This window comes from Sutcliffiella sp. NC1 (assembly GCF_027594365.1).
Classification (GTDB): domain Bacteria; phylum Bacillota; class Bacilli; order Bacillales; family Bacillaceae_I; genus Sutcliffiella; species Sutcliffiella cohnii.
On record NZ_CP115153.1, the window covers coordinates 2,147,277 to 2,173,087 of the forward strand.

Consider the following 25,811-nt stretch of genomic DNA (forward strand, 5'->3'; position numbering starts at 1 on the left):
AAAATGATTATTTAAAAATGTACAGCTTTGATAAGTTAATGGATAATATTCTAGAGGTGAAAGAATATTATGCATATGCAAATCAGTGTTAATACAGATATTGAAATTAAGAGTTTAGCAGACTTACCAAAATTAAAATTATTAATGGAGAGCTTAAAGATGAAAATCAATAAGAGTAAATTGGCCCGGGATATGGGTGTAGATCGGAGGACGATTGACAAATATCTAAAGGGATATAAGCCGAAAAGCACTCGTAAAAGAACATCAAAAGTGGATGAATACTATGAGGTCATAAAGTTGCTTCTGTCAGAAGGATCCATTCAAAAATTTTATTACAAGAGAGTTCTATGGCAATACTTGAAAGATAATCATGGCTTAGATTGTGGACAATCAACTTTTAGAAAATACATATCCAGTAAATCGGAATTCCAAAGTTATTTTAAATCAGAGAAGCGTAAGAGTACAGTTAGTGAAGTGGTCCGTTTTGAAACACCACCAGCAGAACAAGCGCAATTAGATTGGAAAGAAAATATTCGCTATATTACAAAAGACGGGGAAATCCTATATGTGAATGTATATGTATTATTACTTTCCTATTCAAGGTTTCGTACATACAACCTATCAATCTCTAAGTCTCAAAGTATATTATTGTCATTCCTTACGGAAAGTTTTGAGGCATTTGGAGGAGTGCCGAAAACCATTCTGACAGACAACATGAAAACGATTATGGACGAACCTCGAACAGAATATCAAAAAGGAAAAGTAAACGAGAAATTTTTTCAATTTTCTAAGGATATGGGATTTGAAGTAAAGCCCTGTATCGCTGGGAGACCGAGGACAAAAGGAAAAGTAGAATCACCAATGAAACTACTTGATGAAATTCACGCATATCAAGGAAAGTTTGATTATGAAGAGCTTTATCAATTTGTCCAAAAGTTATGTGATCGTATTAACAATAGCTATCATCAAGGAACAGGAAAAATCCCAATACTAGCAATAAATAAAGAAAGAAATCTCCTATCCCCATTACCACATGAACGAATAAGAGATTCCTATAGAATTGATCATACACCTGTAAAAGTAAATCCGTCTAATATGGTTACTTACAAATCCAATCAGTATTCAGTCCCACCTGGATACATCGGAAAAACGGTTCGTTTACAAGTATATGACAACCATATCTTTGTTTATTATAACACGGATTTAATTGTCCAACACCCTATTCGCCAGTCAAAAATTAATTACAAGCCGGAGCATTACGCTGATACATTAGCAAGAGGACTACCGTCCTCTACGAATATAGAAGAACTGGCAATGAAAAACTTAGAGGCAATTAATGAGGTGTATAAAAATGAATAGCAGCTATAACAAACTTGTAAAAAATTTAGAGTATTTAAAGTTAAAACAAATGGTCCTGCATCTCGATGAAACCATTGATTTTATGACCAAGAATGAATTGTCGTTTACAGACACTATGATCAAACTGACGGACTATGAAATTGACATGAAGGAAGTAAACATGGTGAGGTCAATGGTAAAAGTCGGTGCATTTCCGCATTTTAAGGAAATAAAAGACTTTGATTTTGACTTTCAACCATCGATTAATAAACAACAAATCTTAGACTTTACTACCTTACGGTTTATTGAACAGAAAGAAAATATCGTTTTTTTGGGAACAAGTGGAGTAGGGAAAACTCATTTAGCAACAGCGATTGGAATCGCAGCTGCCAAGAAAAGAACGAGCACCTATTTTATTAAATGTAATGATTTAATTCTAAATCTAAAAAAGGCGAAACTTGAAAATCGTTTAGAAACCAGGCTGAAACATTATGCGAAATACAAGCTACTGATTATTGATGAAATTGGCTACCTTCCAATTGACGCAGAAGATGCCAAGTTATTTTTCCAGTTAATCGATATGAGATATGAACAGAAGAGCACTATTTTGACAACAAATGCCAGCTTCAAAACATGGGGTGAAATATTTCAAGACCCTAAAATAGCCAATGCCATTTTAGACCGTGTTCTTCATCACGCCACAGTGGTTAATATTATCGGCGACTCATATCGGTTAAAAGATCATTTTAACAGGGAAAACAAAGTACAAGGAGATAAATAATATGAGTGAAATGGTATTAGAGGCGATAAAATTCTTTCGGTCGTACGGAGTAAAATGTGACGATGATGACAAATGGGTTCAGGAATGGTTGAATAGTGATCCAAGTAGAAAGGTTTCAAAAGAAGCCTTCTGTGAAGAAGACCTTTACGATTTTAATGAATGGTGTAGATGGAAAGGCTCAGTATATGAAAAAGGAATAGATGATCAAACAAAGATTGAAAGATTATTAGAAGAAATAAATGAACTTAAGAGTGAAATAATCGTTCTAAGGAAGCAAAATAATGAGTTAGAAGCTCGATTAAGGATGAATACTTTTTAACAACAGCTTCCCCCAATCTAACAAGGTTGGGGGAAAGAAAAAGTGTAAAAGTAACAAAAGTGTACATTCTAAAGTGAGCAAAAATGTACATTTTAACCTTGACATTTATATACAACTTCGTTAAGTAAACTCATAAAATCCTCTCCTTAAAATATCCATGTTTTGAAGACTAATAAAAGATAAGAAGATTTTAAGAAATGTAATGAAAACCAACTTATCTTCCAAGTGAAAAACTTGTAGGATTTAGCACAGTGTTCAAAAGGAACCTGTTGCTGAGGTATCATCGGGCCAGTCCCTCTACCTCTCTTGATAAGTAAATATAATATTATGATATACATATTATTCCGATTTGTCTACTATGAATTAATGGTTTGTTACATGTATCTTAAAGATAGTGATAGTCCGGGGTGGTTTAATTAATGATATTGGTTATAATTAAATTAATATTAAGAAAATCCATATTTTGGCGGTGAAACAAAATGGAACCTAAATGGTTAGAATGGGCAAAACAGCTTCAATCGATTGCCCAGGCGGGATTAACGTATTCAAAAGATGTTTATGATATGGAGCGGTTTGAGCAGATAAGAGATATTAGTGTAGAAATAATGTCTCAACATACAGATATAGACAATTCAATAATAAAAAAATTATTTGCAAACGAAACTGGTTATGCTACTCCAAAAGTAGATATAAGATCAGTAGTTTTTAAGGAAAATAAAATTTTATTAGTTAGGGAAAATGATGGGGAATGGTCTTTACCAGGCGGTTGGGGGGATATCGGCCTAACACCGAGTGAAGTGGCTGTAAAAGAAGTAAAAGAAGAATCTGGATATGAAGTAAAAGCTAAAAAATTGATAGCGGTAATGGATAAAAAGTGCCATCCGCATCCTCCGTCACCATATCATGTTTATAAAATGTTTATTCAATGTGAAATTATCGGGGGCCATGCACAATCAGGGCTGGAAACTAGTGAAGTTGGCTTTTTCGATGAAAACGAACTACCCAAATTATCTGTAGCAAGAAATACAAAATCCCAAATTCAACTAGCTTTTAAACATCTACATAATCCTCAAGAGCCTGTCTATTTTGACTAATTATTCGGTATTTAGAGATAGTGACTTATATTGATGCAGGAGGTGTTTTGAATCAACTCTTTAGAAACTGTAAGTATTAACGGAGATAAGCAATGGATTTATATAAGAAGTAAAAATGAAAATAACCCAATTCTTCTTTTTCTACATGGTGGTCCAGGAGCCGCTCAAATTTATTGTGTAGATAATTATTTTAAAGATTTAGAGGAAAGTTTCATTGTTGTTGATTGGGACCAAAGAGGTTCAGGGAAGAGTTACAATAGTAAAATTACTAAAGAACCATTAACGATTAATCAATATTTGGAGGATACAAAAGTTTTAGCTGAAATGCTAATGAAACGCTTTAACAAGAATAAGATCCTTTTAGTCGGTCATTCGTGGGGGAGCATCATTGGCTTGTTAGCGGTACAAAAATATCCGCATTTATTTCAATGTTATATAGGAATTGGTCAAGTTATTAACTTATTAGAAGGCGAAATAATAGGTTATGATTACGCCTTAAAACAATCTAAGTTGAATAATGACATTTCTAATCGAAAAAAATTAGAAAAAATAGGACCACCTCCGTATCCAACTCTATACAAAACTGCTCTATTTAGAAATATTCTAGATAAGTATGGCGGCTATAAGTATCAACAAAAAACGAGCCTATGGAATGATTATTTAAAAGAAATGATAGAGTCTAAGCATTATAGATTAACAGATACGTTTAAGTGGTTCAGAGGTACAAACTATTTAGTAAAAAGTCTAAGGGACGAGATGTTGACGATAAATTTTAAAGAGCAGGTAACATCAGTCGCTATTCCGGTGTATTTTCTAGCAGGGAAGTACGATTATATAACGCCAACTACAATAGTAGAGGAGTACTATGAGCTAATTAAAAGCCCAGCGAAAAAATTAATCTATTTTGAAAAAGAAGGACATGATCTTCATTTTGAAAATAGTAAAAAATTTATGGAGATTTGCCAAGAGATTTTATTTAGTTTTGAAGATAGTAAACAAAACTTTATATAGAGTCATTGTTTGGTGGGACCTTTACTTAGGAAAAAAGCTATTATAATTAAAAAAATGAAAATAGGCTTAAGGAGAAATAATGTATGAAATTTTACAATGTAAGATATGGTTTTTACATATTAGCTTTATTAATTACTGTTCTTTTAATATTCATCCCATTAATGGGAGACTACTCCGTAAATGCATTTGTTAGCAAAACGTTCATTTCTGTGCCGATTGTATTAATAATTGGAGGAAAAATACTAGCTATATTGGAAAAGAGAAGAGAAAAACGAAACGTTGTAAAAGATGTAAGTATTAATATCGGTTTAACGATTGCATTAGTTTTGTTTATAATAAATTAATTTTGAAACCATTTTGTTCTTTGTATCGTCTGATATTTTAAATTTATTTATTGGAGGATGATGTATGGGGAGAAAATGGTTTTTGTTATTAATAGTTGTGGTGCTCGTACTAGTAGGTTTCCAAACAATCGTAAAAGCTGGAGAGATTAGCCTTACGAAAGAAGAAGAAGGAACAATAGAAAAATACTTAAAGCAGGAAGTAATAGAACCGAACTTTGGAGGAGAAATTTTTACTGCCTACGAAGTGCTAGCTTCGAATGAAAAACTAGGAGAAATATACGTTTGGGCGTTAATTTCTGAATACTACATAGAGGATAAAGTAATAGAGTCCGGTACATCTATGTCGGTTCCGCTCGTTCTACATGTTAATGATAGTGAAAGAGGCTTAGAAATCTTAAGTTACACAATGCCTGGTGACGGCTCCTATTATGAGAAAGATATTAAAAAATTGTTCCCTAATCGTATCCATAGTAAAATATTTAATTATTCATCTGTTCATATAAATAAATTAATGAAGGAGATGGATGAAAAGGTGGAAAACTGGAAGTCCTAACGGTTATTTGAGCGTGCGTAGAACCACTCAAACTTTTTAAAAAAGTGAACAAAGGCTCGATTGGAAAAGTCAGCATATATGATATGCTTGGGATTTTTCTTTTCGGGCATTTTTTATGGGATTATTAGACAAAGTGGATGATATATAAAACTAAACGAATCAAATGAGTAAAGGTAGTAATAATAATACATATTGTTTTACAAAAATGAGGTGTTCTTGTTGTTCGTTCTCTATCTTATAATGGTCATTGTATTTCTAGTTATAGCTATATTCATACCTAGAAAAAAACCTATACAAGAACTTATTATTACATTACAATTTGCCATCATATTGAATTTGTTAACAGATATGTACCTTGATAACAAATACAATTTATACTGGTATTTTGATGAAATGCTAGTGGAATGGAAATATTTGTTCATCGTTGCAGGAGAGGCGATTGTATTATATATAGCTTTTAACTATTTTCCTCTATTTAGTAATCAATTTCGAAAGTTTTTATATATTTCAGTTTGGACTATTATATTTGTTTTACTTGAATTATTTTCAGTTTACATTAACGTATTACATTATAGAAATTGGAGTGTTGTTTACTCAGCGGTTATTTATTTTCTCTCCTTATATGTACTTTATCTAGTGTTTAAATTTGCGAGGAGAATTAGACATTAGCGTTGGTCTGTCATGAACCAACGTTTTTGAGTTTAATTCGGATTATTCTATTATTTATAGATTATAAATTAGTTACGCTATGATAAGATAAAATCACAATAAAAATAAATAGTTTTACGTTTCGTAGATTAAGAGAGTAATTGGGGAGAGAAAAATGAAAAAGAAACTTGTCATTATTTTATCTGTTTGCGTCATTTTATTAATGGTTGCTTACGGCTTAATTGGTAATTATTTTTATAATTTTGCACTGAATGCAAATGATGAAAAAGAATATTTAGATGAGAATCCACATTTGGAAGATAGCGAAGCTCTAATGGCGATGGCGGACGTAGCGGAAGAGGCACGGGTCGCTGATAATCAGTTTAAACTCGAGTACCCGCCGACTGCCATGTCCATCGTTTCAAATGATAAGCTTCAATTAAAACTACATGCTGATATGTATAAAAACGGTGATTCAAACTCTAAGTGGGCAATTGTGGCTCACGGATATACGAGCAGCGCGGCAGGTATGACAAGGTGGGTTCGCAATTTTTATGAAGAAGGGTTTAACGTACTAGCACCTGATCTTCGTGGACACGGTAATAGTGAAGGTAACTACATCGGAATGGGTTGGCATGATCGACTAGACATGTTGCAATGGATTGATGAAATAATTGCATTGGATCCAGAAGCTGAGATTGTCTTGTTCGGTATTTCTATGGGTGGCGCAACAGTAATGATGGCATCAGGTGAGGAACTACCTTCTAATGTAAGAGTTATTATTGAAGATTGTGGTTACACATCAGTTAGTGATGTGTTTACGTATCAGTTAGATGATTTGTTCGGTTTACCACCCTTTCCAGTAATGAATGCGGCTAACACAGTAACTAAATTACGTGCCGGCTACGATTTATACGAAGCGTCAGCAGTTGACCAAGTTGCTAAAAATGTAACACCGATGCTTTTCATACATGGTGATGCCGATACATTTGTTCCGTATGAAATGTTAGAAGAAGTATATGAAGCAACAACCGTGGATAAAGAAAAGCTTGTCATTCCTGGGGCTGGTCACGGAGAGGCGGAAAAAGTAGATCCAGAAACGTACTGGAACACAATATGGAAGTTCGTTGGGAAGTATATGTAAGGATGAGATTGGCAGAGACAGTAAATGTCCTCTGCTTTTTTTATTAATGAAACATTTTTAATTTTTTCAGCGTCAAACTTATTATTAGTCTAATAGGTTGGTGATAGAATGAATAGGAAAGAATTCATTGTAATATTTCTTTTTATGTTTGCATTTCTTTCTCTAGCAGTTAATTGGTCGGTCATGAGAAGCAAGATGTATGATTATAATACATCAGAAGTTATGAAAAAAATCGAACGTTCTAACTTTCCCTTAGATGTAAAAATTCCTACTAAAGTTCCATTTGAAGAAATGAGCATGCTAGAATCTGGGGCAACCGATCATCAACTAAGAGTGAGACTTTTAAATAAAAGATAAGAATGTAATTGAGTATCGAATTACAAACATCCCCATTACATATTCTAATGAAATAAAGCAAAGGAAAGTTGTCATACACAATAACATAGAAGCAGTGTTTATTCCGAAAGACACAATGAAAAGAATCCTTTCATGGCAGGATGGAGATCTCTATTACGAAATCACATATTTCTCAAAAGTTACTCCATCAGAACTTAGTAAAAAGCAGCTCGTTAAAATGGCAGAGTCTTTTAATTAAAAAATATATTCGTATCATAAGTGTATTCCGGCATAGATTTGCACAAGTTAAATGGGAATAATGACCTGAAGGGATGAACCGTATGAATTTTAAAAGCACTCTACAAGAAGCACAAGACATAATCCATCAAGCGCATCATCATTTAAAGCAAGTTAGCTCTAATAGTCCAGAAGCAGAGGCGTGTCACTTTGCTCAAAAAGAACTTGAAAAAGCTCAACAGAAAATTCAACAAGTTCAACAACAAATTAATGAATAGTGGCGGTCCCCAAATCAGTTAAAACTGACTTCGGGGACCTTCTTTTATGGCATAAGAGTAATTGTACATAGGAAACGAGAAGTGGTGCATACCCTCACCGGTTGTGGTGCATAAGCTACCGAAAAGTCAGCATAAAGGTAGTGCTGGTGCATAGGAAACGGGAAGTGATGCATAGGTTAGGTCAAAGTAGTGCATATCCTCACCGGTTGTGGTGCATAAGCTACCGAAAAGTCAGCATAAAGGTAGTGCTGGTGCGTAGGAAACGGGAAGTGGTGCATAGGTTAGGTCAAAGTAGTGCATACCCTCACCGGTTGTGGTGCATAAGCTACCGAAAAGTCAGCATAAAGGTAGTGTTGGTGCATAGGAAACGGGAAGTGATGCATATGCTTGGTCAAAGTGGTGCATACCCTCCGATTTTTTAAGCATAAAACTATGTAAAGTCAGCGTGAATATGGAACTTGGACAAGCTCGTTTATTTTAATTGCAAACAAGCTTTAAATATTTATCAAAAAATCACAAGTGATATAGAGGTTTTTCAAACATTTTGTCGAAAAATAAAAAAGTAAACTAACTAAAGAAAGAAGATAGGACAATGACAAAACTAGAAAAGATGAGTAAAGACGACATATGGAATGCAGTAATACAAATAATAAGTAGTAATGATTATCCAACAGAAAGTAAAATGCTCAACGAATTATTTATCGTCTTTCAGTACTATTCAGAGCTAGAAAGCGGAGGGCATGAAAGTTTCTTCAATTGGATGCAGGGGGATATTGAAGAAGTAGGTGTATCCGATTATTTAAACGATTTAATTTACGTTTTAGTAAAAATAGGTGCCAATGAATGTGCAGTTATTATGAAAAAGTATGGCTACGAGATGTGGCAGTTTTTTAAAGCTCTAGAAGCAGGGGAAATGGTCGAGGACAGTTTTTATCAGGTCATTGAAATAGCTGATCGAGAATATTACTCTCAAGATGGTAAACTAGAACAGCTATTAGAAGAGTATTTTGTAAAAGTATATCCACAATTAATCAATGAGTAGTATAGGAAGGGGGGGGAACAGTTCTTGCTAAGAGAGTAAGAACTGTTTTCCAATTACTCTACTTTTCTCAATCCTTTCCCATCCAACATTTCCTGTACACCTTCCTCACACACACCATATGTTCTCCATGAACAAGACTCACAAACGGTTTGTATATCAGTTGGCACTACATGCTGACGAATTCGAAATTCAATGTCTTTCCATTTTAGCATTTGCCCAATTTTTAAATCCATCTTTTCTAAAATAGCGGCATCCCGCTCATATATGGTTTTGTCTTTACAATGATATTCACCGGTGTTAGGATATTTTTCACACAATTGATCTGGTCCTTTTACGATTTGAATCCATGTTTCAGGATCGTTTCGAAGCGTTTGATGCAATTTCGTCATATTCTCCACATACTCTTTTGAATACCCCATCCCTCGATAGCCGAGTAGGCAAAATAAATGATGTCCGCGTAATTTGTACATAATTACCTCCGCTTAAGTAAGAGTAAACCAAAATGAAATTAAAGTTAACATAGGTTATATCTTAACATAATCTAAAATATTTAAATAATATTATTTATATGAATCTATTAATGGTATAATCAGGAAAACATCCAAGGGGGAAGGCGTATGATTTTGCATACAACGATTGCAGGTGAAGGTGAACCTTTAGTCTTAATTCATTCTGGTGGAATGACTGGATTTACAGAATATGAGGAACAAAGTGAATTTTTTTGTAGTAAAGGATATAAAGTGATTCGTCCAGATTTAAGAGGACACGGAAAATCCGTTGGTCCGATTGATCATTATTTCAGTCATAGTGCAGATGATATTTTAGATACGTTAGATTCATTAAATATTGTAGCATGTCATATTGCAGGCGTATCAATCGGTGGGATTGCTGCGTTACTTTTTGCTAAGAAGTATCCTAATAGAGTACTTTCAGTCTGTTTTTCAGGTATTTTTCCTATTAAACCAGATAACTGGGAGGAACTAACAAAAGATGAAGCGGAAAGATACGAAGAACACTTATTTAAAAACGAAGAAGTAGTAACTTACTTAAATCAAATACATGGAGAAAATGACTGGAGATCACTGTTACGTTCATTTAACGAAAAAGACTTTTATCCTTTTGAAGAAATAGCGGATGTTGCCGAACTCAACACTCCTGCTCTATGTTTAATTGGTGAAGAAAAAGAATTAGAAGTTTCAGCAACCAATACATTTAAGGAAATGAATCAACATATACATTTAGGCATCATTCCATTCGCTGGACATTTAGTTCATAGAGACCAACCGGATTTATATTCGCAAATGTTGTTAACTTTCATAAAGTCAACACATAGAAACTAGTGTATGAAAATGATATGCCTTGTAAATGTTCAGAATGTTTGTTAACATCAAGATGTAATTAAATAGTGTAAAAACACTAGGGGTGCTTTTTTAGCTGAGAGAGACAATCTGTCTTAACCCTTTAACCTGCTCTAGGTAATGCTAGCGAAGGGAAGTGGAGTATATAGGACAGGTATGTCTCTTTCAACTATAACCACTTTCTTTTAGAGAGTGGTTTTTTATTTTTAAAAAGGAGAGGATACAAATGAAATTTACTGAGAGATTAAAAGAGAAGTTAGAGCCAATTTGGAGACAAAATCATTCCCATCCATTTGTGGTGGAAATGGGGAACGGGACACTAGATAAAGAGAAATTCAGATTTTATATGGTCCAAGATTATGTGTATTTAATTGACTATGCTAAATTGTTCAGTATTGGGGCATTAAAAGCAACAGATGTGAAAACGATGGAGAAATTTGCAGCGCTATTGCACGGAACGCTACATGAAGAAATGGATCTTCACCGTAGTTATGCAGCTCAGTTTGGTATATCTCCTGAAGAGTTAGAAAATGCGGAGCCGTCTCCTATCACTTTAGCTTATACACATTATATGTTACATAAAGGACAAAACGGGACGTTGGCGGAACTCGTAGCAGCCCTTTTGCCTTGTGCGTGGAGCTATTGGGAAATTGGGAAAGAGTTAAGTCAAATTCCTGGTGCAACGGATCATGAGTTGTATGGTGAATGGGTTCGTATGTACAGCTCAGAGGAATTTGGTCAGCTTGCAACGTGGTGTATTGATTTAATGGATGAATTAGCAGAAGGAAAATCGGACACTGAGCTACTAGAATTAGAGAAAATCTTTTTAAACACAACACGATTTGAATATATGTTCTGGGACATGGCGTACAACAACCAAATGTGGCCGGGAGAATAACTAAGATATACTAGAGTAACGATGCTTCGTTACTCTTTTTTTCGTTTTAACGTAATGAAACTTCTATACTTAATATTTCGTACTATTAGTATAGAAGTATTAAGGGGGAAACAATTTGTTCACAGACTTAAATGAAAAGTTAATAGTATCAAAAGAAAAAATGCGTAAAAAAGTAAAATATGAGGAGCATATCGAACGGTTACATGCATCCTTACAGGCAGAAGAATCTAAGAAAAATAAATTAGAAAAGCAATTGTTGAAAGAAAAGGAAGATGTTACTCGATTAGAAAGCTTCTCCTTATCAAATATTTTTTACACAATAATCGGTAGAAAGCTTGAAAAGTTAGATAAAGAGCAGCAAGAAGTATTAGCTGCGAAGTTAAAGTACACTGAAGCGTTAGAAACAATTTCCGATATGGAGCGAGAGTTAGAAGAATATAAGGATAAGCACCTCGATGTTGCGTATGCCGATATAGAGTATGAAAAAATTATTCAAGAAAAAGAGCGCTTAATTCATGACAAACATTCCATATGGAGCGAAAGACTATATACACTTGCTGATCGAGAAGCAACGATAACTGCTAGTTTAAAAGAATATGAAGAGGCAATAGATGCGGGTAATAGCACTGTTTTGGCATTAAATAGAGCGTTGAATGAATTAAATTCGGCAAAAAATTGGTCCACATTTGATATGTTCGGTGGAGGGATCATTTCTACCGCAATGAAACATAGTCGGTTTGATGAGGCAAAACGTTACATACATCAAGCTCAAAGCCGTTTACGCCAGTTTCAAGAGGAGTTGTTAGATATTGAAAGTCATTTTGATGCGAATTTCGAGACAGGTGGATTATTAACATTTGCAGACTACTTCTTTGACGGCATCATTGTTGATTGGATTGTACACGGAAAAATTAATGACTGTTACGACCAAACAGAAAAAACGAAAATAGACGTATCTAGAGTTTTGAAAATCCTCTTAGAGCAAAAGAGTGACTTGGAGAAGGAACTAATTAATGTACAAGCAGAAAGAATAGAAGTGTTGGAGAGTTAGTAGGAAAAAAGTTAGGAAATGGAGTAGAAAAACGCCGGGATGAATATGAACATCATAACTTTTTAGAAATACTTAACAGGAATCGAAAATTACTTAACAGCTTTTCAGAAATACTTAACAGGAATCGAAAATTACTTAACAGCTTTTCAGAAATACTTAACAGGAGTCGAAAAATACTTAACAACTTTTCAAAAATACTTAACAAGGATCGAAAATTACTTAACAGCTTTTCAAAAATACTTAACAAGAATCGAAAATGATCCAAAAATTACTGAACTCCATTATCGAGATTTAACAGATAAGGAACAATATGCTCTAAAGCTAGATGATTATGAAGCAGCCCTGCAATTTACACCTAAATGGGTCTCCATAAACGAAGCGATTGTACAAAATAACAAAATAATAAATGAAGTAGAGCAGAACAGCTGGGTGAAACGAGAAAATTATGTTTTAAACGAGTTAAAAAAGTCCCTTAAGTAATGGTTGTGCTACAGAAAAAAAGACCGACTACAACAGAAGCAGTCGGTCTTTTATGATGGAACCAAATCGACAAGGTTCAACATATTTCTTACATAAAAAGGATTTTTTTAAGCCGTATGGAATTTATAGTAAGAGAGATTTTGTCGTCTCTTTACTTTTTTGGGGATGAGGGATTTTGGTGATATTAAGGAAGATAATTGCGTTTATTTTAACAAGCTTACTAGTCCCGTTATTTTTAGTAGTTTGGGGTGGTGACTCATCTATCTTTTGGGGAATGTATGGGGTATTTCTCATGTATGGGACACCGTTTATTTTACTGTACGGTATGCCTGTTACGTTTTTAGCTGAAAGGTTAACGAGAAATATACAGAAGAGGAAAAGGCTTGCAGTATCGTTTGGGATTCATCTTTTTTTCGGTCTAGTTTGTGTGTTTATCGTCGGTTTTATTTTTAAGGAACCATTTGGGGAATGGGGCTTTTTTGGGGGGATTTTGTTTATCGGCTCAACTTTAGCTTCTATTATTCTTTGGAGCGTTGATGAGCTATTAAGAAAACTTGTTGATTGGGAATCGATACAGAGTGCAATGTAATCTTTTAAAGAAATATATGTAGAAAAGGAAAACTTTTTCATTCCATTTACCGTCTAAGAAGATAGAAGTTATTATTTTACCAAAAAAGAGAAATAAGATTTAGGTTACATAATGATATAGGGGGAAGTCACTTGAGGAAATTTATGTATTTTATGCTTATTGCACTACTGTTTAGTTTTTTAAATCCTACGACCACCAATGCAGAAACTAACGTAGAAGTGAAGGTGGAATATGGGGTTGATAATAAAGTTCAACAGTTTAAAGGATTCCCAGTTAGGGTCCAGCTAAAAAATAACGGTGAGTATATAAAAGGAGATTTAGTCGTTTTCTCGAGTCCGAGTTACAATGCATCAGGTAGCTACGTTGTGCCAGTAGAAATAGGAGCTGGAGAAACGAAAACAGTAGAGCTGTCTGTAAAAGGGATGAACGAATATTTCTCCTATTATGGCAACACACCTCCAAATTTTATTAGTTTTTATGAAGGAGGAGTAGAAAAAGGGAAAGAAATTAAGCTAAAAGGTAATGCGTCCGCAAAACCTCGTTATTTAGGCGACAATCGGTTAGTTGTTGGAGTGCTAAGTAATAACTTCGATGCAGTAAATTATTTCAAACTAATTCGTCATCAATCGGAACCTATTGAGTTATTAAATGTTTCAGCCGATAACATTCCTACTCAATCGTTCGGTTTAGAAATGTTCGATGTGCTACTTGTACATGATTTTGCTATATCAACGCTTACTTCGGAGCAACAAACCGCCATCAAACAATGGGTAGCTAGCGGTGGATCGATTATTTATGATACGAAAATAGGGATTTCCAACGACTTAGGAGAATTACAAGATTTTTTACTCTTCCAACCATCCACTGAAGTTGCATTGGATTCTCTCGTTGAAGATGGAAGTTTACCAACTGGAATTTCAACGTTTACTGGTCAAGGAAGTGATGAAAACGCTCAAGTAATCGCAAAGGATGGCGATGTTCCACTCGTTTATCATAAATCAATTGGCCTTGGTAAGGTTACACAAGTAAATAGTAATTTAGGATCAGATGCTTGGAAGGATTGGGAGCATTTAAATTTGTGGTGGAGGGCCATTTTACAAAAAGCTTCTAGTAAAAACGTGAATAGCTACCACCATCCTAGTTTTTATGAAAACCTTTACGAACTGACAAGTGTTGGAGAATCGTTTCCGGGCTCCATTATTTCCGTTCCCTTATTAATTGGAGCATTTATTATTTATTTAATAGTTTTAATACCTGTATTATATTTTATTCTTTACAAAAAGGATAAACGTGAACATGCGTGGTGGATTATTCCGACGATTGCGATTACGACTAGTGTGATGATCTTTGTCATTGGTGCGAAAGATCGAATCGCAGGAACGCAAATTAACGAATCTACTATATTGTTAATGAATGAAGACTCGTCTCAGCCAGCTTCAGGTGTTGGTATTATATCAATACTAACGAATAGTGGTGGAGCGTACAAAATTTCTACTGAGCATGAAGGAGTAGATTTGTTCCCAATTGTGTATGGTTATGATAATAACTTTGAAACAGCAAGACGTCACGCTTACATTCAGACTGGCGTACAAGGGACAGAAATAACGTATAACAATGTTGATTATTGGTCTATTCGTTCTGCACTAGGAAAAGTTCAATCTGTGGACTTAGGAGATATGAATGTTAATCTCAGTATTGAAGGTGAAAAAATAGTCGGTACCGTTGAAAACTTACTTCCTTATGAGCTAAAAGACGCACACTTATTAGCTGGGGGCAGTGCAACTAAATTAGGGGACATTGGAATAGGTGAAAAATTCCAAGTGAACTCCGAAATTACGCAAAAAAATGTGGCAAACGTCTTAACGGCACCAACTCAATTCGTTAGTGGTCGTGTTTTTCCAGAGATACACAAAAAAATGACGAGCCATTATGGATCCAATATTGAAAAAGACGAGTTAGAAGAGTGGAGAAAATATCAAATGCTTTCCATGCTTCTCAATAATAATCAAGTATTTTCGATTGATCAACCAATACTGATTGGATATGTTCATCAATCTATATTGGAACCGAAAGTTAATGGAAAGAGTGAAAATAGTACTTCCATGCATTTAGTTGCTATTCCAGTAAAAATGCAAATAGATGAAGTGGGAATCTTTAATATGAAAGAAGAACATTTCTCTCCAACGATTTCTGTAATGGAAGGTGAAAGAGGCACGATTTACCATAACGGATTGGATTACGGGGAGCAATTTATCCATTTAGGTCCAGGTAGCTATACAATCGAGTATCAGTTGCCAGATATTATTAATAAAGAAAAAGATGCGATAAATAAAATAAAGCTGAAGCTTAGAACGAGAAATGAGTATATAGAATACTTTTTATTGAATAGTAAAACAAATGAGTTTGAAGATTTACCGAATGAAAGTACTGTCACAATTGACTCGAATGTAGAAGTGTATATCAATGAAAATAACTCGATACAGATAATGGTGAAAATTGATCCATCTACTGATTCAGAAATTACTGTGCCAGCAATCGAGATCGAGGGGGAACTGAACAATGATCGAAATTAAAAATCTCACAAAAAAATATGGTAGTTTTACAGCACTAGATTCCCTCAACCTTACTATTGAAAAAGGGACAGTTTTCGGGTTTGTTGGTCATAACGGAGCTGGGAAATCGACGACGTTTTCCATTCTCGCGACACTTCTTGCACCAACATCAGGTACGGCGCTCGTCAATGGTTTTGATGTAACGAAAGAACCACAAAAGGTGAGAAAACATATTGGTTATATGCCTGACTTCTTCGGAGTGTATGATCAATTTAAAGTGGAAGAGTATTTAGACTTTTATGGTGCTAGCTATCAAATTCCTTATGAAGAACGTCAAAAACTAATTCCACAATTGTTAGATTTAGTTAGCCTAAGTCATAAAAAAGATGCATACGTTGATTTACTTTCTCGCGGAATGAAGCAACGACTTTGTTTAGCAAGATCACTAATCCATGATCCAGAAGTATTAATATTAGATGAGCCTGCATCTGGACTTGATCCACGGGCGCGTATTGAAATGAGAGAAATATTACGAGAATTAAAACATATGGGGAAAACAATCATGATTTCGTCTCACATTCTCCCAGAGTTAGCAGAAATGTGTGATGTACTAGGTGTTATTAATGGTGGAAAGTTAGTTGCGACAGGAAAGGTAGAAGAAATTCAGCAACAGTTACAATCAAATAAAGTGTTAAAAGTATCGTTACTAAGTGATGTTCAACGAGCTATTCAATTTTTTGAAGATATTCCTGCTGTATCTAACATTCAACGCAGTGAACAAAAGGAAAATGTTATTTCGTTTGCTTTTGAAGGGACAGACGAAGATCAAATCAATCTTTTAAAAACGGCATTAAATAATGAAATTATGATTTTGAGTTTCAGTCAGGAAGAATCAAATTTAGAAGACATCTTTTTAGAAATTACGAAAGGGGTGGAGTAATGAAAGCCCAAATGATTAATCCGATGTTAAATAAAGAATTTAAATTACGCTTTCGAACTATTAAAAGCTTCCTTGCCATCCTACTATATTTAATTGTGTTAGGAGCTATTGCCCTATTTTTCATTTACATGACAACGAGGTATAGCTCGATGGGAATGTTTAGACCGGAACAGAGTAAATCCATGTTTATGGTCATGGCTTTCGTACAACTTGCGTTAATTTTCTTTATGACGCCAGGTTTAACAGCTGGTGTTATTAGTAGTGAACGAGAAAAACAAACATTAAATATTCTATTAACAACGCAGCAAACGTCGACAAGCATTATTTTAAGTAAACTTGGATCTTCGTTGTCGTTTTTATTATTAATCGTTCTTTCATCACTTCCACTTTACAGTATTGTTTTCTTATTCGGTGGAATTTCGCCGTCGTTATTATTTATAACGTTCGGTACGTACCTTTTAACGATGCTTACATTGGGAAGTATTGGGGTATTCTTTTCAACTATCATTAAAAAGACCATTGTCGCTATGATATGTACGTACGGTGTAGCTTTCTTTTTAGCAGCAGGTACAGCAGTACTCACGTTTTTTACAATAGCTTATACACAACAAGGTATGACAACGCCAAGTACAAATCCAGCACCGTATTTTATTGCGATGTTTAACCCGTTTATTTACTTAATGTTAAATTTTGAGCAGCATTTCAAAATTGAATTCGAAACAATTACTGGTATTACAATGTCTTTAGGAATAGGTATGGTCATTTCCTATCTTTTACTTTCGGCTCTATTAATCTTTATTAGCATTAAAAAGCTTAGACCAAACATGAGACCAACGAAAAGGAAAGGGTAATCATGAACGATAATGAGAAGCTAACGAGTCTTTTACGAAAGGTTCGGCGGAAGCTACGTGTGCAATTTTTTAATCGAAATGTGCAAACCGGAATGATGTATGCGAGTTTGTCCATCTTAACTGTTTTCTTATTTGCGCGTATCGTTGTAACTCTCTATGTTTTGCAAAAAGCGTTATTTATAGGTGTACTAGTACTTCTAGTTTTTATTGGTTACTATTTATGGAAAAAGCCATCTATTTATGATGCTGCATCGTACGCCGATCAATTCATGGGGGATAACCGTCTTTCTACAGCACTTTCATTTAGTAAACAAAATTCGTTAATGGCACAGCTTCAGCGGAAAGAAACAGTAAGCAGACTTAGTGAAAAAGAAGACGTAATTTTGAATGAGAAGCTGCCATCTCTTTATTGGAAACGGCTGTTCATCGCTTGTTTTGCTATTTTAATATCGAGTGTATTATTTGTTTTACCTAACGAAACGATGTCAGAAGCAAAAATGTTAGAAGAAGATAAGAAAATTGTGAAGGAAACGAAGGATGAGTTAAAAGAATTAGTAGAAGAAAAGCTTGAAAAAGAACAGGTTGATGCAGAAGTTGCGAAACTAGACCCGTTAAAAGAAATAGAAAAATCCGACGAGCTCCTAAAAGAATTGATGAAAAAAGAAAATGATTTAAATGAACGTTTAAAGGAGCTTGAAGAAAAGAAGGAAGCATTGAAAGATTTATCCGATAAAAATCCGAAAAATGAGTTAGCGGAACTTGCTCTAAAAGGAAATTATGATGAGTTGGATAAAAAAATGAATGAACTAATGAGTAACCTCGCAACTTTAAACGACGAGCAATTGGAACAGTTAAAACAGCTTGCAGAAAGTTTGCTTGATCAAGACAAATTAGAGATGGATCAATTAAGTGAAGAGGAATTAGCTGCACTATTAGAAGAATTAGAGGCATTACTTGACGAACTAGCCTCTTTAGAAGAATTAGAAAGTTTATTAGCTGGTTTACAATCGTTAGCGACTAATCAATATGGAAAGATGTCAAGTGCTGGCTTAAATCCATCAACCTTAGCACTTTCGAATATGAATCAACCCAACAGTAATCCGAACCAACAAAATAGCCAAGGTCAAGGTCAAGGTCAAGGTCAAGGCCAAGGTCAAGGTCAAGGCCAAGGTCAAGGACAAGGTCAAGGACAAGGTCAGGGTCAAGGCCAGGGACAAGGTCAGGGTCAAGGCCAAGGCCAAGGTGGTTCAGGTGCAGGAATTGGAACTGGATCACGGGAATTAACGTTTCCTTCCAATGTGGATGGAGAAGGGAATACAGAAGTTGATGGTGGCCCAACAGGAGAAGGAAATTCGGAATATGAGGTTGATCCGAATTCACCAGTCATTAGGGGACAAGTGCAGTCGTATGAAGAGTATTATGCGACGTACGAGAAAACATATCGCGAATCACTTGAGCGAATGAAGTTGCCATCAAAACTCGAAGAAATCGTAAAAAACTATTACAGTGAGATTGATCCGAAAGGGGAAAATTGAGTGATTAGCTTGGAAGAAAGAGAAAGAGAACTAGCGCTTTTGCAATCACATATTAAACAGGTGAAGGCAGAAATAAGTAAAGTAATTGTTGGTCAAGAAGAAGTAATTGAACAATTAATTTGGGCAATGGTAGCAGAAGGGCATGCGCTGTTAGAGGGTATGCCTGGAGTCGGTAAAACGATGCTTATTCGGACAATTTCGGATGTAATGGAGTTAAGTTTTTCACGGATTCAATTTACGCCAGACTTAATGCCGTCTGATATTACAGGAACAAAAATGATTGAGTTACAAGATGATGGTAAACAGTCATTCGTGTTTCATGAAGGTCCTATTTTTGCCAATGTGGTACTTGCAGATGAAATTAACCGGGCTACTCCGAAAACGCAGAGCTCGTTATTAGAGGCGATGGCGGAAAAAACGGTAACGATAATGGGTGAAACGAGAAAAGTAGCGGCTCCTTTTTTCGTATTAGCTACGCAAAACCCGATTGATATGGAAGGTACGTATCCGCTACCAGAGGCGCAAATGGACCGCTTTCTATTAAAAATAAATATGGGATACCCTAGCAAGCAAGATCTTTATGAAATTATTAATCGTACAACAGGGGTAGAAAGCACAAAACCAGAAAAAGTCATGAATCAAGAAATGATTATAAAGATTCAACAAAGTGTAAAAGAAATTTTAGTTTCTGATGAAATGGTAGATTATGCAGTAAAGCTAATTATGGCAACACATCCAAGTGACGAGCATGCTAGTGAAAAAGTAAAACAATATGTCCGGTACGGTGTAGGTCCACGTGGATTACAAAGTTTAATTCGGATCGCAAAAGCTAGGGCATTTTGCGCAGGACGTTTTCATGTTTCGAAAGGAGATATAAAACAAACTGCCTTTCCAGTTCTTCGTCACCGCCTCTTCTTAAACTTTGAAGGTGAAGCATCCGGTGTAGAAGTTGATGAAATTTTAGAAGACGTTATGCAACATATAGACTAAATTGGAAAAAAGGTGATTACCTTGTTAAGTGCTAAATTATCACGGCAACTTCAAGCGTACTCGATTCAAAGCGGAAAATTGAAGAGAAGCTGGCAAAAAGGGTCTAGGAAGTCATCAAGATTCGGTTCTTCTCATGATTTCTCCGATTATCGAGTCTATCAGCCTGGTGATGACTTAAGGCAAGTAGATTGGAACATTTATGCACGAACGAACAAGCACTATATTAAAAGATATTTAGACGAACAAGAATTGAGCGTATCCATCTATTTAGATTGTACAAAATCAATGAGTGTTCTTCCTGAAAAGTGGGAGTTAGCAAAGCAACTTACCGCTAGCATCGCTTACATTGGATTATGTAATGATGATCGTATTTCAATCATTCCTGTTCATAGTGAAGATGCTCCTTATCTTTATCGAAAAGGAAAGTCGTATTTGTATGAGATGGTTCGCGTAGTAGAAAACATAAAACCGAAAGACACAACAGCTCTTTTTAGTGAAGAAGTGGCGCAAACTATTCAACGAAAGAGTAGTATTTCTATTGTTATTACGGATCTAATGGAGCCGATTTCCTCTGTTGAACTTACGTTGAAAAAAATTCAAGCAAATCGACAGCAAGTGTTATTGCTTCATTTAGTAGACAAAGAGGAATTAGAGCCAACTTTTACGGGTGATTTTTTGCTGGAAGACAGTGAAACGAAGCAAGGTGTAAATGTAACTGTTACGGATTACACGCGAAAGTCATATATAACGAAAATGAACAACCGGATTGAATATATGAAAAGTTTTTGCTTTGAGAGAGGCATCTCTTACTTACTTTGCTCGTCTTCTGAAAGAATTGAAGATATATTGTTTAAAAGAATGACCTCTCAAGGTTGGATAAGGTGATATTAATGGGATTTTTATATCCAATATACTTTTTATTTACTATATTTTTATTGTTTGTAATAATGATGTATTTTTTTCGCAAACAATACGAAACAAAAACAATACCGTCTGTGTTGTTGTGGAAAGAGTGGATGTATGAATATGAAGCTCAAGCTTGGTGGAAAAAGCTTCAACATCACCTCCTTATGTATTTGCAATTGTTCATATTACTCTTACTCATTTTTGCTCTAGTGAAGCCATTCTATGAAATGAAAGGTTTAGAAGGAGAACATATTGTCTTTATTTTTGATACTTCAGCTTCAATGGGTACATTAGAGAATGAAGGGAAAACGAGATTAGAATTAAGTAAGGAACAAGCCATGCAGCTTATTAGTCAAGTAGATAACCAGAAAATTACCGTGCTTGAGGCAAAAAGTACTCCCGCTCTTTTTAATGAAGCAGGTAATACGAAACGTGATTGGTTAAATACAGTGGAAAGTTTACAACTTAGTTACGCCCAGTCGAATATTACTGATTCGATCGTTCTTGCACAAGGGTTGATTGGGGAATCGACTGGACAAATTTATGTATTTACAGATCAATATGATAAAAGAGATGAATTACCGACAATAAACGATGGCATCTCTCTCCATGTTCAAAATGTTGGAAGTGCTACGGAAAATGTAGCTGTACATACATTTGGTGTTGCAAAGCGTCATGATGAAATAATTGGGATTACGACGATTTATAATGAATCACTAAAAGCAAAAGAAGTGGAGCTTATTATTTATGGCGATGGAGAAAAGATTAATGAACAAACAACCGATGTGGATGCTCAGTCTACAGTGACCGTTTCATTACAGGATCTTACCCCAGCCTTTTACTATGAAGCTGTTATTACAGGTGATGAAGCTTACAAGCTCGACAATAATCAATTTACCTTTTTAATAGAGGAACAACCTTCGGACGTATATCTACATAGTGGAATTCATCCGTTTGTTACGAAAGCCGTTGAAATTGGCGGTGCAAATACGATCCACGTATCTGGTTCTTCAAATGGTGAAAATGCAGGGGTACATTTCGTGAAAGGTCTCGATCAAGAGGAATGGCCGGTCGGTCCGAAAGTTGTATTCGGACATAAGGGAGCTAAAAATCCGATTGAAGGAAAATATCGTTTAGATGCCCAACATCGATTACTACATTTAGTAGATATGCAAAATGTTTATATTGCAAATGCCTATGATACAGAGATAGAAGGGTTAGAAACGATTGTAGATGCGGAAGGTGTACCGCTCATTCAAGCTGGTACATATGAAGGGTATCCAATCGTCGTGTTAGGCTTTGACATTGAAGACTCGGATTGGCCATTACACCCTAGTTTTCCATTGTTTTTTTACAATTCGTTGCAATTTTTATTAGAGAAGAGCAGTTTAATAGGGTATTTTATTCCAGGGGAAATATTGAATTATGATGTATCTCCGTTAGTGGAAAACCTAGAATTAATAAATGGAGATCACATTACAAAAATGGAAGGTTTGGACGAGCCAATTGAACTACCAGTCGAACCAGGTTTGTATACGATTCGCGAAACATATGAGGATAAAGTGGAAGAAAAATATCTTTATATATTGTTAGAAGACAGTGAGAAAACAATCACTCCGGCACCTAGCTTTTCTATTGGTGCTGACAAGGTAGAGCGAGAAGAGGGGTTAATTGTAAGGGATGTTAGTTTTATCTTTTTATTGTTAGCTTTTTTTCTATTATTAATAGAATGGGAGGTTTATCGCCGTGCTATTTCAAGTTGAGAAACCTCTCATGTTGCTGCTGCTATTGCCGAGTATAGTAAGTTTGGTTTTCTATTTAAAGTTAAAGATGAAAAAAGGTGTGAAGGAATATACGATACTAACTTTACGAACTTTCGTCTATTTACTTCTTATTTTAGCGCTTAGTGTGCCGCAACTATTGTATCCCGTTCAAGGACTTCATACGATCTTTATCGTCGATCAGTCAGAAAGTGTGAAACGAGTAGAGAATGAAATGCTTAAGGCAGTTAACACTGCAGTTGCTAGTAAAGGGAAAGAGGATGCGGTGGCAGTTGCTACACTCGCAAATAAAACGACTCTAGAACGAGCGTTTTCAACAGAGCCGGGAAAATTATCTTCGGTTTCCAAAAATGATGAAACGTATTTTACAAATTTAGAAGAAGGTCTTACGTTCGCCTCTCAATATATTCCTCCTGATGCAAAAGGGAGAGTAGTACTTTTAACAGATGGGGTAGAAACAAGCGGAAATGTTCTGAAACAAGCTGAATTGTTAGCCGCGAAAAACGTTGAAGTAGATGTCATTCCGTTTCAACCAGCACATGTGAAGGACGTATTAATTAGTAATTTTACAACTCCGAAAAGTGGTTTTGTCGGGGAAACGATTCCTTTAACGATAGCGGTAGAATCAAACGTAGATAGTGAAGGAGAATTAATTGTTACGCAAAACAATGAAACGGTTATTCGTGAAAGAGTAGCAATAGCAGAAGGAAGAAATTATTTCGCGTACGAGGTTCCTCTACAACAAACAGGTATGTATACGTTTAAAGCAGAAATAATCGCACAATCGGATGAAGTTGTTGAAAACAATCTCTCTTATGCGATTACTAATGTTAGTGGAGAACCTCGAGTACTTGTCGTCCATAACGATGGAAACGGTCAAAACATTTATGAATCGTTACAAACGAGTGGTTGGAACGTTGATCAAGTGTCATCAGAGCTTTTACCGACTAGTCTAGCTGGCTTTCTCCAATATGACAGCATTTTATTTCATAATGTTTCTGCGCATCATTTAAGTGAAAGTCAAATGAACATGATGGAAACTGCCGTAAGAGATTTCGGAGTCGGTTTTGTCATGACCGGAGGAAATGAATCGTTTGGGTTAGGTGGATATTTTAAAACACCGATTGAACGGATTCTACCGGTAGATATGGACGTGAAAGGAAAGAAAGAAATCCCTTCTTTAGGGCTAGTCATTGTGTTAGACCGTTCTGGGAGTATGATGGGTGAAAAGTTTGACCTTGCAAAAGAAGCTGCTGCACGTTCTGTAGAATTGTTACGAGAAGAGGATACGTTCGGTTTTATTGCTTTTGACACAGAGCCTTGGATTGTCGTTGAAACAGAACCGATTGAAAATAAAGCAGAAGTAATGGAAACAATTCGGTCTACGCCACTCGGGGGTGGAACAGAAATTTACACAGCATTACAACTAGGATATGAACAGCTTGTAGACCTCCCGTTAAAGAGAAAGCATATAATCCTTTTAACGGATGGTGTTTCCCCACATGGTGATTATGAATCACTAATTGAAGAAGGGTTAGAAAATAATGTTACTTTATCTACTGTGGCGATTGGCGGAGACGCAGACCGTAGCTTGTTAGAAGAGTTAGCGGAGTATGGAACTGGTCGATATTACGATGTAATAGATGCAAGTTCTGTGCCGAGTATTCTTTCTAGGGAAACAGCCTTAACAACAAAAACGTATATTGAGGATAACCCGCATTATCCATCTATCGTAGGCGGCTACGATTGGAGTAGACATTTTACAGAAGGAGTGCCTTCGTTAAATGCGTATATTGCGACTACGATTAAGCAACGAGCGGAAGAGCTTGTAATTAGTGAAAAGGATGATCCGGTTTTAGCCCGAATGAATTACGGAATTGGAAGAACGGTAGCGTGGACTTCAGACGTTACAGGTGCATGGAGTGGAGATTGGCCAGCTTGGACAGGTTGGAGTAGTTTGTGGAATGAAATTGTTACATGGTCGCTACCATCTTTTGAAAGTGGACAATATGATGTTCATCAATCGATAACAGATGGAAAAGCAACTGTAAACATTGAAGCGTTAGAGGACCCATTTATGCCACTGCAAGTTGTAGTTTCAAGCAATGATGGAGAAGTAGTCGAGGCTATCACAAAGCAAACCGGCCCTGGACAATACGAGGTTACTTTTCCAGCGCTTCCAAATATGTACTTTTTAACAGTCTCGCAAGGTGATAACGATGTGCCGATAAACACGTACTCCACAGGGATTGTCGTACCATATTCAACAGAGTTCGAGCAAAAGCCGATGAATGCACTTTTAATGGAGCAACTAACGACTATGACAGGTGGAAAAGTGTTAGAGGATCCAGTAGAAGCATTTCGTGATTGGAATGGAAATGTTTATCGAACACAAACGGTTATAACACCGTTTATCGTTTTAGCGTTTTTATTGTTTTTCCTTGAAGTTGCGATAAGAAGATTCGGTTTTACTCCACTTCATAAACTTGGCCTATTGTTCCGTCGAAAATCAAAACCGGAGGCAAAACGAAGTAGAGTTCCAAAGAAAACGAAACCTAAATCGCAAAAACAGGAAAAAGCGCAGGCTCCAATCATTGAGGGGAGTAGGGACGAGACGTTAGACTGGAAAGAAGAGAAGAAGAAAGTTGTTACGGAAAAGAGTGAAGTTTCCAATGACAATCAAGCAGAAAGAATGGCAAGATTACTAAAAGCGAAAAATCGAAGAAAGTGAGTAAAAAAGGGATCAGAGACTAGC

General features: G+C 35.7%; 26 protein-coding genes and 2 riboswitches. Of the genes, 25 read left to right on the forward strand and 1 reads right to left on the reverse strand.

What is annotated here, in order from left to right; genetic code table 11:
• Positions 1-69 precede the first annotated feature (69 nt).
• The 13 genes from istA to O1A01_RS11260 all read left to right on the forward strand — a co-directional run bounded on the left by istA (position 70) and on the right by O1A01_RS11260 (position 9,125).
• Positions 70-1,359: an IS21 family transposase gene (gene istA / locus O1A01_RS11205; RefSeq protein ID WP_270064575.1), complete on the forward strand. Its 1,290-nt coding sequence runs from the start codon at positions 70-72 to the stop codon at positions 1,357-1,359.
• Positions 1,352-2,119 (forward strand): IS21-like element helper ATPase IstB, encoded by a 768-nt coding sequence (gene istB / locus O1A01_RS11210; RefSeq protein ID WP_066417888.1) that lies wholly within the window; start codon positions 1,352-1,354, stop codon positions 2,117-2,119. Before istA ends, istB begins: the two co-directional genes overlap by 8 nt.
• Position 2,120: 1 nt before the next feature.
• Entirely contained in the window at positions 2,121-2,438 is a 318-nt protein-coding gene (locus O1A01_RS11215; protein ID WP_066417896.1) for a hypothetical protein, read from the forward strand.
• A gap of 211 nt (positions 2,439-2,649) precedes the next feature.
• Positions 2,650-2,754, reverse strand: a riboswitch (SAM riboswitch).
• Between the two features lie 163 nt (positions 2,755-2,917).
• Positions 2,918-3,532 carry an NUDIX hydrolase gene (locus O1A01_RS11220; RefSeq protein WP_066411809.1) on the forward strand — a complete coding sequence of 205 codons (615 nt, stop codon included), beginning with the start codon at positions 2,918-2,920 and terminating at the stop codon, positions 3,530-3,532.
• Between the two features lie 168 nt (positions 3,533-3,700).
• Positions 3,701-4,543, forward strand: coding sequence for an alpha/beta fold hydrolase (locus O1A01_RS11225; RefSeq protein WP_235858047.1), 843 nt, complete (start codon positions 3,701-3,703; stop codon positions 4,541-4,543).
• A gap of 83 nt (positions 4,544-4,626) precedes the next feature.
• Positions 4,627-4,887 (forward strand): hypothetical protein, encoded by a 261-nt coding sequence (locus tag O1A01_RS11230; protein ID WP_066411807.1) that lies wholly within the window; start codon positions 4,627-4,629, stop codon positions 4,885-4,887.
• 64 nt (positions 4,888-4,951) lie between these two features.
• Positions 4,952-5,440 carry a hypothetical protein gene (locus O1A01_RS11235; protein ID WP_066411805.1) on the forward strand — a complete coding sequence of 163 codons (489 nt, stop codon included), beginning with the start codon at positions 4,952-4,954 and terminating at the stop codon, positions 5,438-5,440.
• Positions 5,441-5,659: 219 nt separating this feature from the next.
• Positions 5,660-6,109, forward strand: coding sequence for a hypothetical protein (locus O1A01_RS11240; RefSeq protein ID WP_066411803.1), 450 nt, complete (start codon positions 5,660-5,662; stop codon positions 6,107-6,109).
• 154 nt (positions 6,110-6,263) lie between these two features.
• Positions 6,264-7,232, forward strand: a complete 969-nt coding sequence (locus O1A01_RS11245) for an alpha/beta hydrolase (RefSeq protein ID WP_084380157.1) — start codon at positions 6,264-6,266, stop codon at positions 7,230-7,232.
• Positions 7,233-7,340: 108 nt separating this feature from the next.
• Complete coding sequence (locus O1A01_RS11250) at positions 7,341-7,589, forward strand: hypothetical protein (RefSeq protein ID WP_066411802.1); 249 nt, start codon at positions 7,341-7,343, stop codon at positions 7,587-7,589.
• A 73-nt stretch (positions 7,590-7,662) separates the two neighbouring features.
• Positions 7,663-7,827: a DUF4367 domain-containing protein gene (locus O1A01_RS25450; RefSeq protein WP_443081811.1), complete on the forward strand. Its 165-nt coding sequence runs from the start codon at positions 7,663-7,665 to the stop codon at positions 7,825-7,827.
• 82 nt (positions 7,828-7,909) lie between these two features.
• Entirely contained in the window at positions 7,910-8,083 is a 174-nt protein-coding gene (locus O1A01_RS11255; RefSeq protein WP_169714876.1) for a hypothetical protein, read from the forward strand.
• 592 nt (positions 8,084-8,675) lie between these two features.
• Positions 8,676-9,125: a DMP19 family protein gene (locus O1A01_RS11260; RefSeq protein WP_066411800.1), complete on the forward strand. Its 450-nt coding sequence runs from the start codon at positions 8,676-8,678 to the stop codon at positions 9,123-9,125.
• A 53-nt stretch (positions 9,126-9,178) separates the two neighbouring features.
• Here the strand turns inward: O1A01_RS11260 and O1A01_RS11265 are convergent, their stop codons facing one another.
• Positions 9,179-9,595, reverse strand: coding sequence for a DUF1284 domain-containing protein (locus O1A01_RS11265; protein ID WP_270066275.1), 417 nt, complete (start codon positions 9,593-9,595; stop codon positions 9,179-9,181).
• Positions 9,596-9,742: 147 nt separating this feature from the next.
• On the opposite strand from O1A01_RS11265, the gene O1A01_RS11270 reads away from it, so the two are divergent.
• The 12 genes from O1A01_RS11270 (at position 9,743) to O1A01_RS11325 (ending at position 25,787) form a co-directional block, all read left to right on the forward strand.
• Positions 9,743-10,465 (forward strand): alpha/beta fold hydrolase, encoded by a 723-nt coding sequence (locus O1A01_RS11270; protein WP_270066276.1) that lies wholly within the window; start codon positions 9,743-9,745, stop codon positions 10,463-10,465.
• 68 nt (positions 10,466-10,533) lie between these two features.
• Positions 10,534-10,635, forward strand: a riboswitch (TPP riboswitch).
• Positions 10,636-10,709: 74 nt separating this feature from the next.
• Positions 10,710-11,381 carry a thiaminase II gene (tenA, locus tag O1A01_RS11275; RefSeq protein WP_066411793.1) on the forward strand — a complete coding sequence of 224 codons (672 nt, stop codon included), beginning with the start codon at positions 10,710-10,712 and terminating at the stop codon, positions 11,379-11,381.
• Positions 11,382-11,496: 115 nt separating this feature from the next.
• Positions 11,497-12,432: a hypothetical protein gene (locus O1A01_RS11280; protein ID WP_066411791.1), complete on the forward strand. Its 936-nt coding sequence runs from the start codon at positions 11,497-11,499 to the stop codon at positions 12,430-12,432.
• A gap of 658 nt (positions 12,433-13,090) precedes the next feature.
• Complete coding sequence (locus O1A01_RS11285; RefSeq protein ID WP_157076579.1) at positions 13,091-13,501, forward strand: hypothetical protein; 411 nt, start codon at positions 13,091-13,093, stop codon at positions 13,499-13,501.
• Positions 13,502-13,632: 131 nt separating this feature from the next.
• On the forward strand, positions 13,633-16,074 hold the full coding sequence (locus O1A01_RS11290) for a DUF8725 domain-containing protein (RefSeq protein WP_270066277.1): 2,442 nt from the start codon (positions 13,633-13,635) through the stop codon (positions 16,072-16,074).
• Entirely contained in the window at positions 16,061-16,993 is a 933-nt protein-coding gene (locus O1A01_RS11295) for an ABC transporter ATP-binding protein (protein WP_270066278.1), read from the forward strand. The genes O1A01_RS11290 and O1A01_RS11295 overlap by 14 nt, the downstream gene beginning before the upstream one ends.
• Positions 16,993-17,844: an ABC transporter permease gene (locus O1A01_RS11300; protein WP_270066279.1), complete on the forward strand. Its 852-nt coding sequence runs from the start codon at positions 16,993-16,995 to the stop codon at positions 17,842-17,844. Before O1A01_RS11295 ends, O1A01_RS11300 begins: the two co-directional genes overlap by 1 nt.
• Positions 17,845-17,846: 2 nt before the next feature.
• A complete protein-coding gene (locus O1A01_RS11305) occupies positions 17,847-19,379 on the forward strand; it encodes a DUF8809 domain-containing protein (protein ID WP_270066280.1) in 1,533 nt (510 codons plus the stop codon).
• Complete coding sequence (locus O1A01_RS11310) at positions 19,380-20,369, forward strand: AAA family ATPase (protein ID WP_443081803.1); 990 nt, start codon at positions 19,380-19,382, stop codon at positions 20,367-20,369.
• A 21-nt stretch (positions 20,370-20,390) separates the two neighbouring features.
• Positions 20,391-21,254, forward strand: a complete 864-nt coding sequence (locus O1A01_RS11315; protein WP_328225239.1) for a DUF58 domain-containing protein — start codon at positions 20,391-20,393, stop codon at positions 21,252-21,254.
• A gap of 5 nt (positions 21,255-21,259) precedes the next feature.
• The gene (locus O1A01_RS11320; RefSeq protein WP_270066282.1) at positions 21,260-23,038 is read left to right on the forward strand and encodes a vWA domain-containing protein; all 1,779 of its coding nucleotides are present in this window, start codon (positions 21,260-21,262) and stop codon (positions 23,036-23,038) included.
• Positions 23,022-25,787, forward strand: a complete 2,766-nt coding sequence (locus O1A01_RS11325) for a VWA domain-containing protein (protein ID WP_270066283.1) — start codon at positions 23,022-23,024, stop codon at positions 25,785-25,787. Before O1A01_RS11320 ends, O1A01_RS11325 begins: the two co-directional genes overlap by 17 nt.
• Positions 25,788-25,811: the final 24 nt, after the last annotated feature.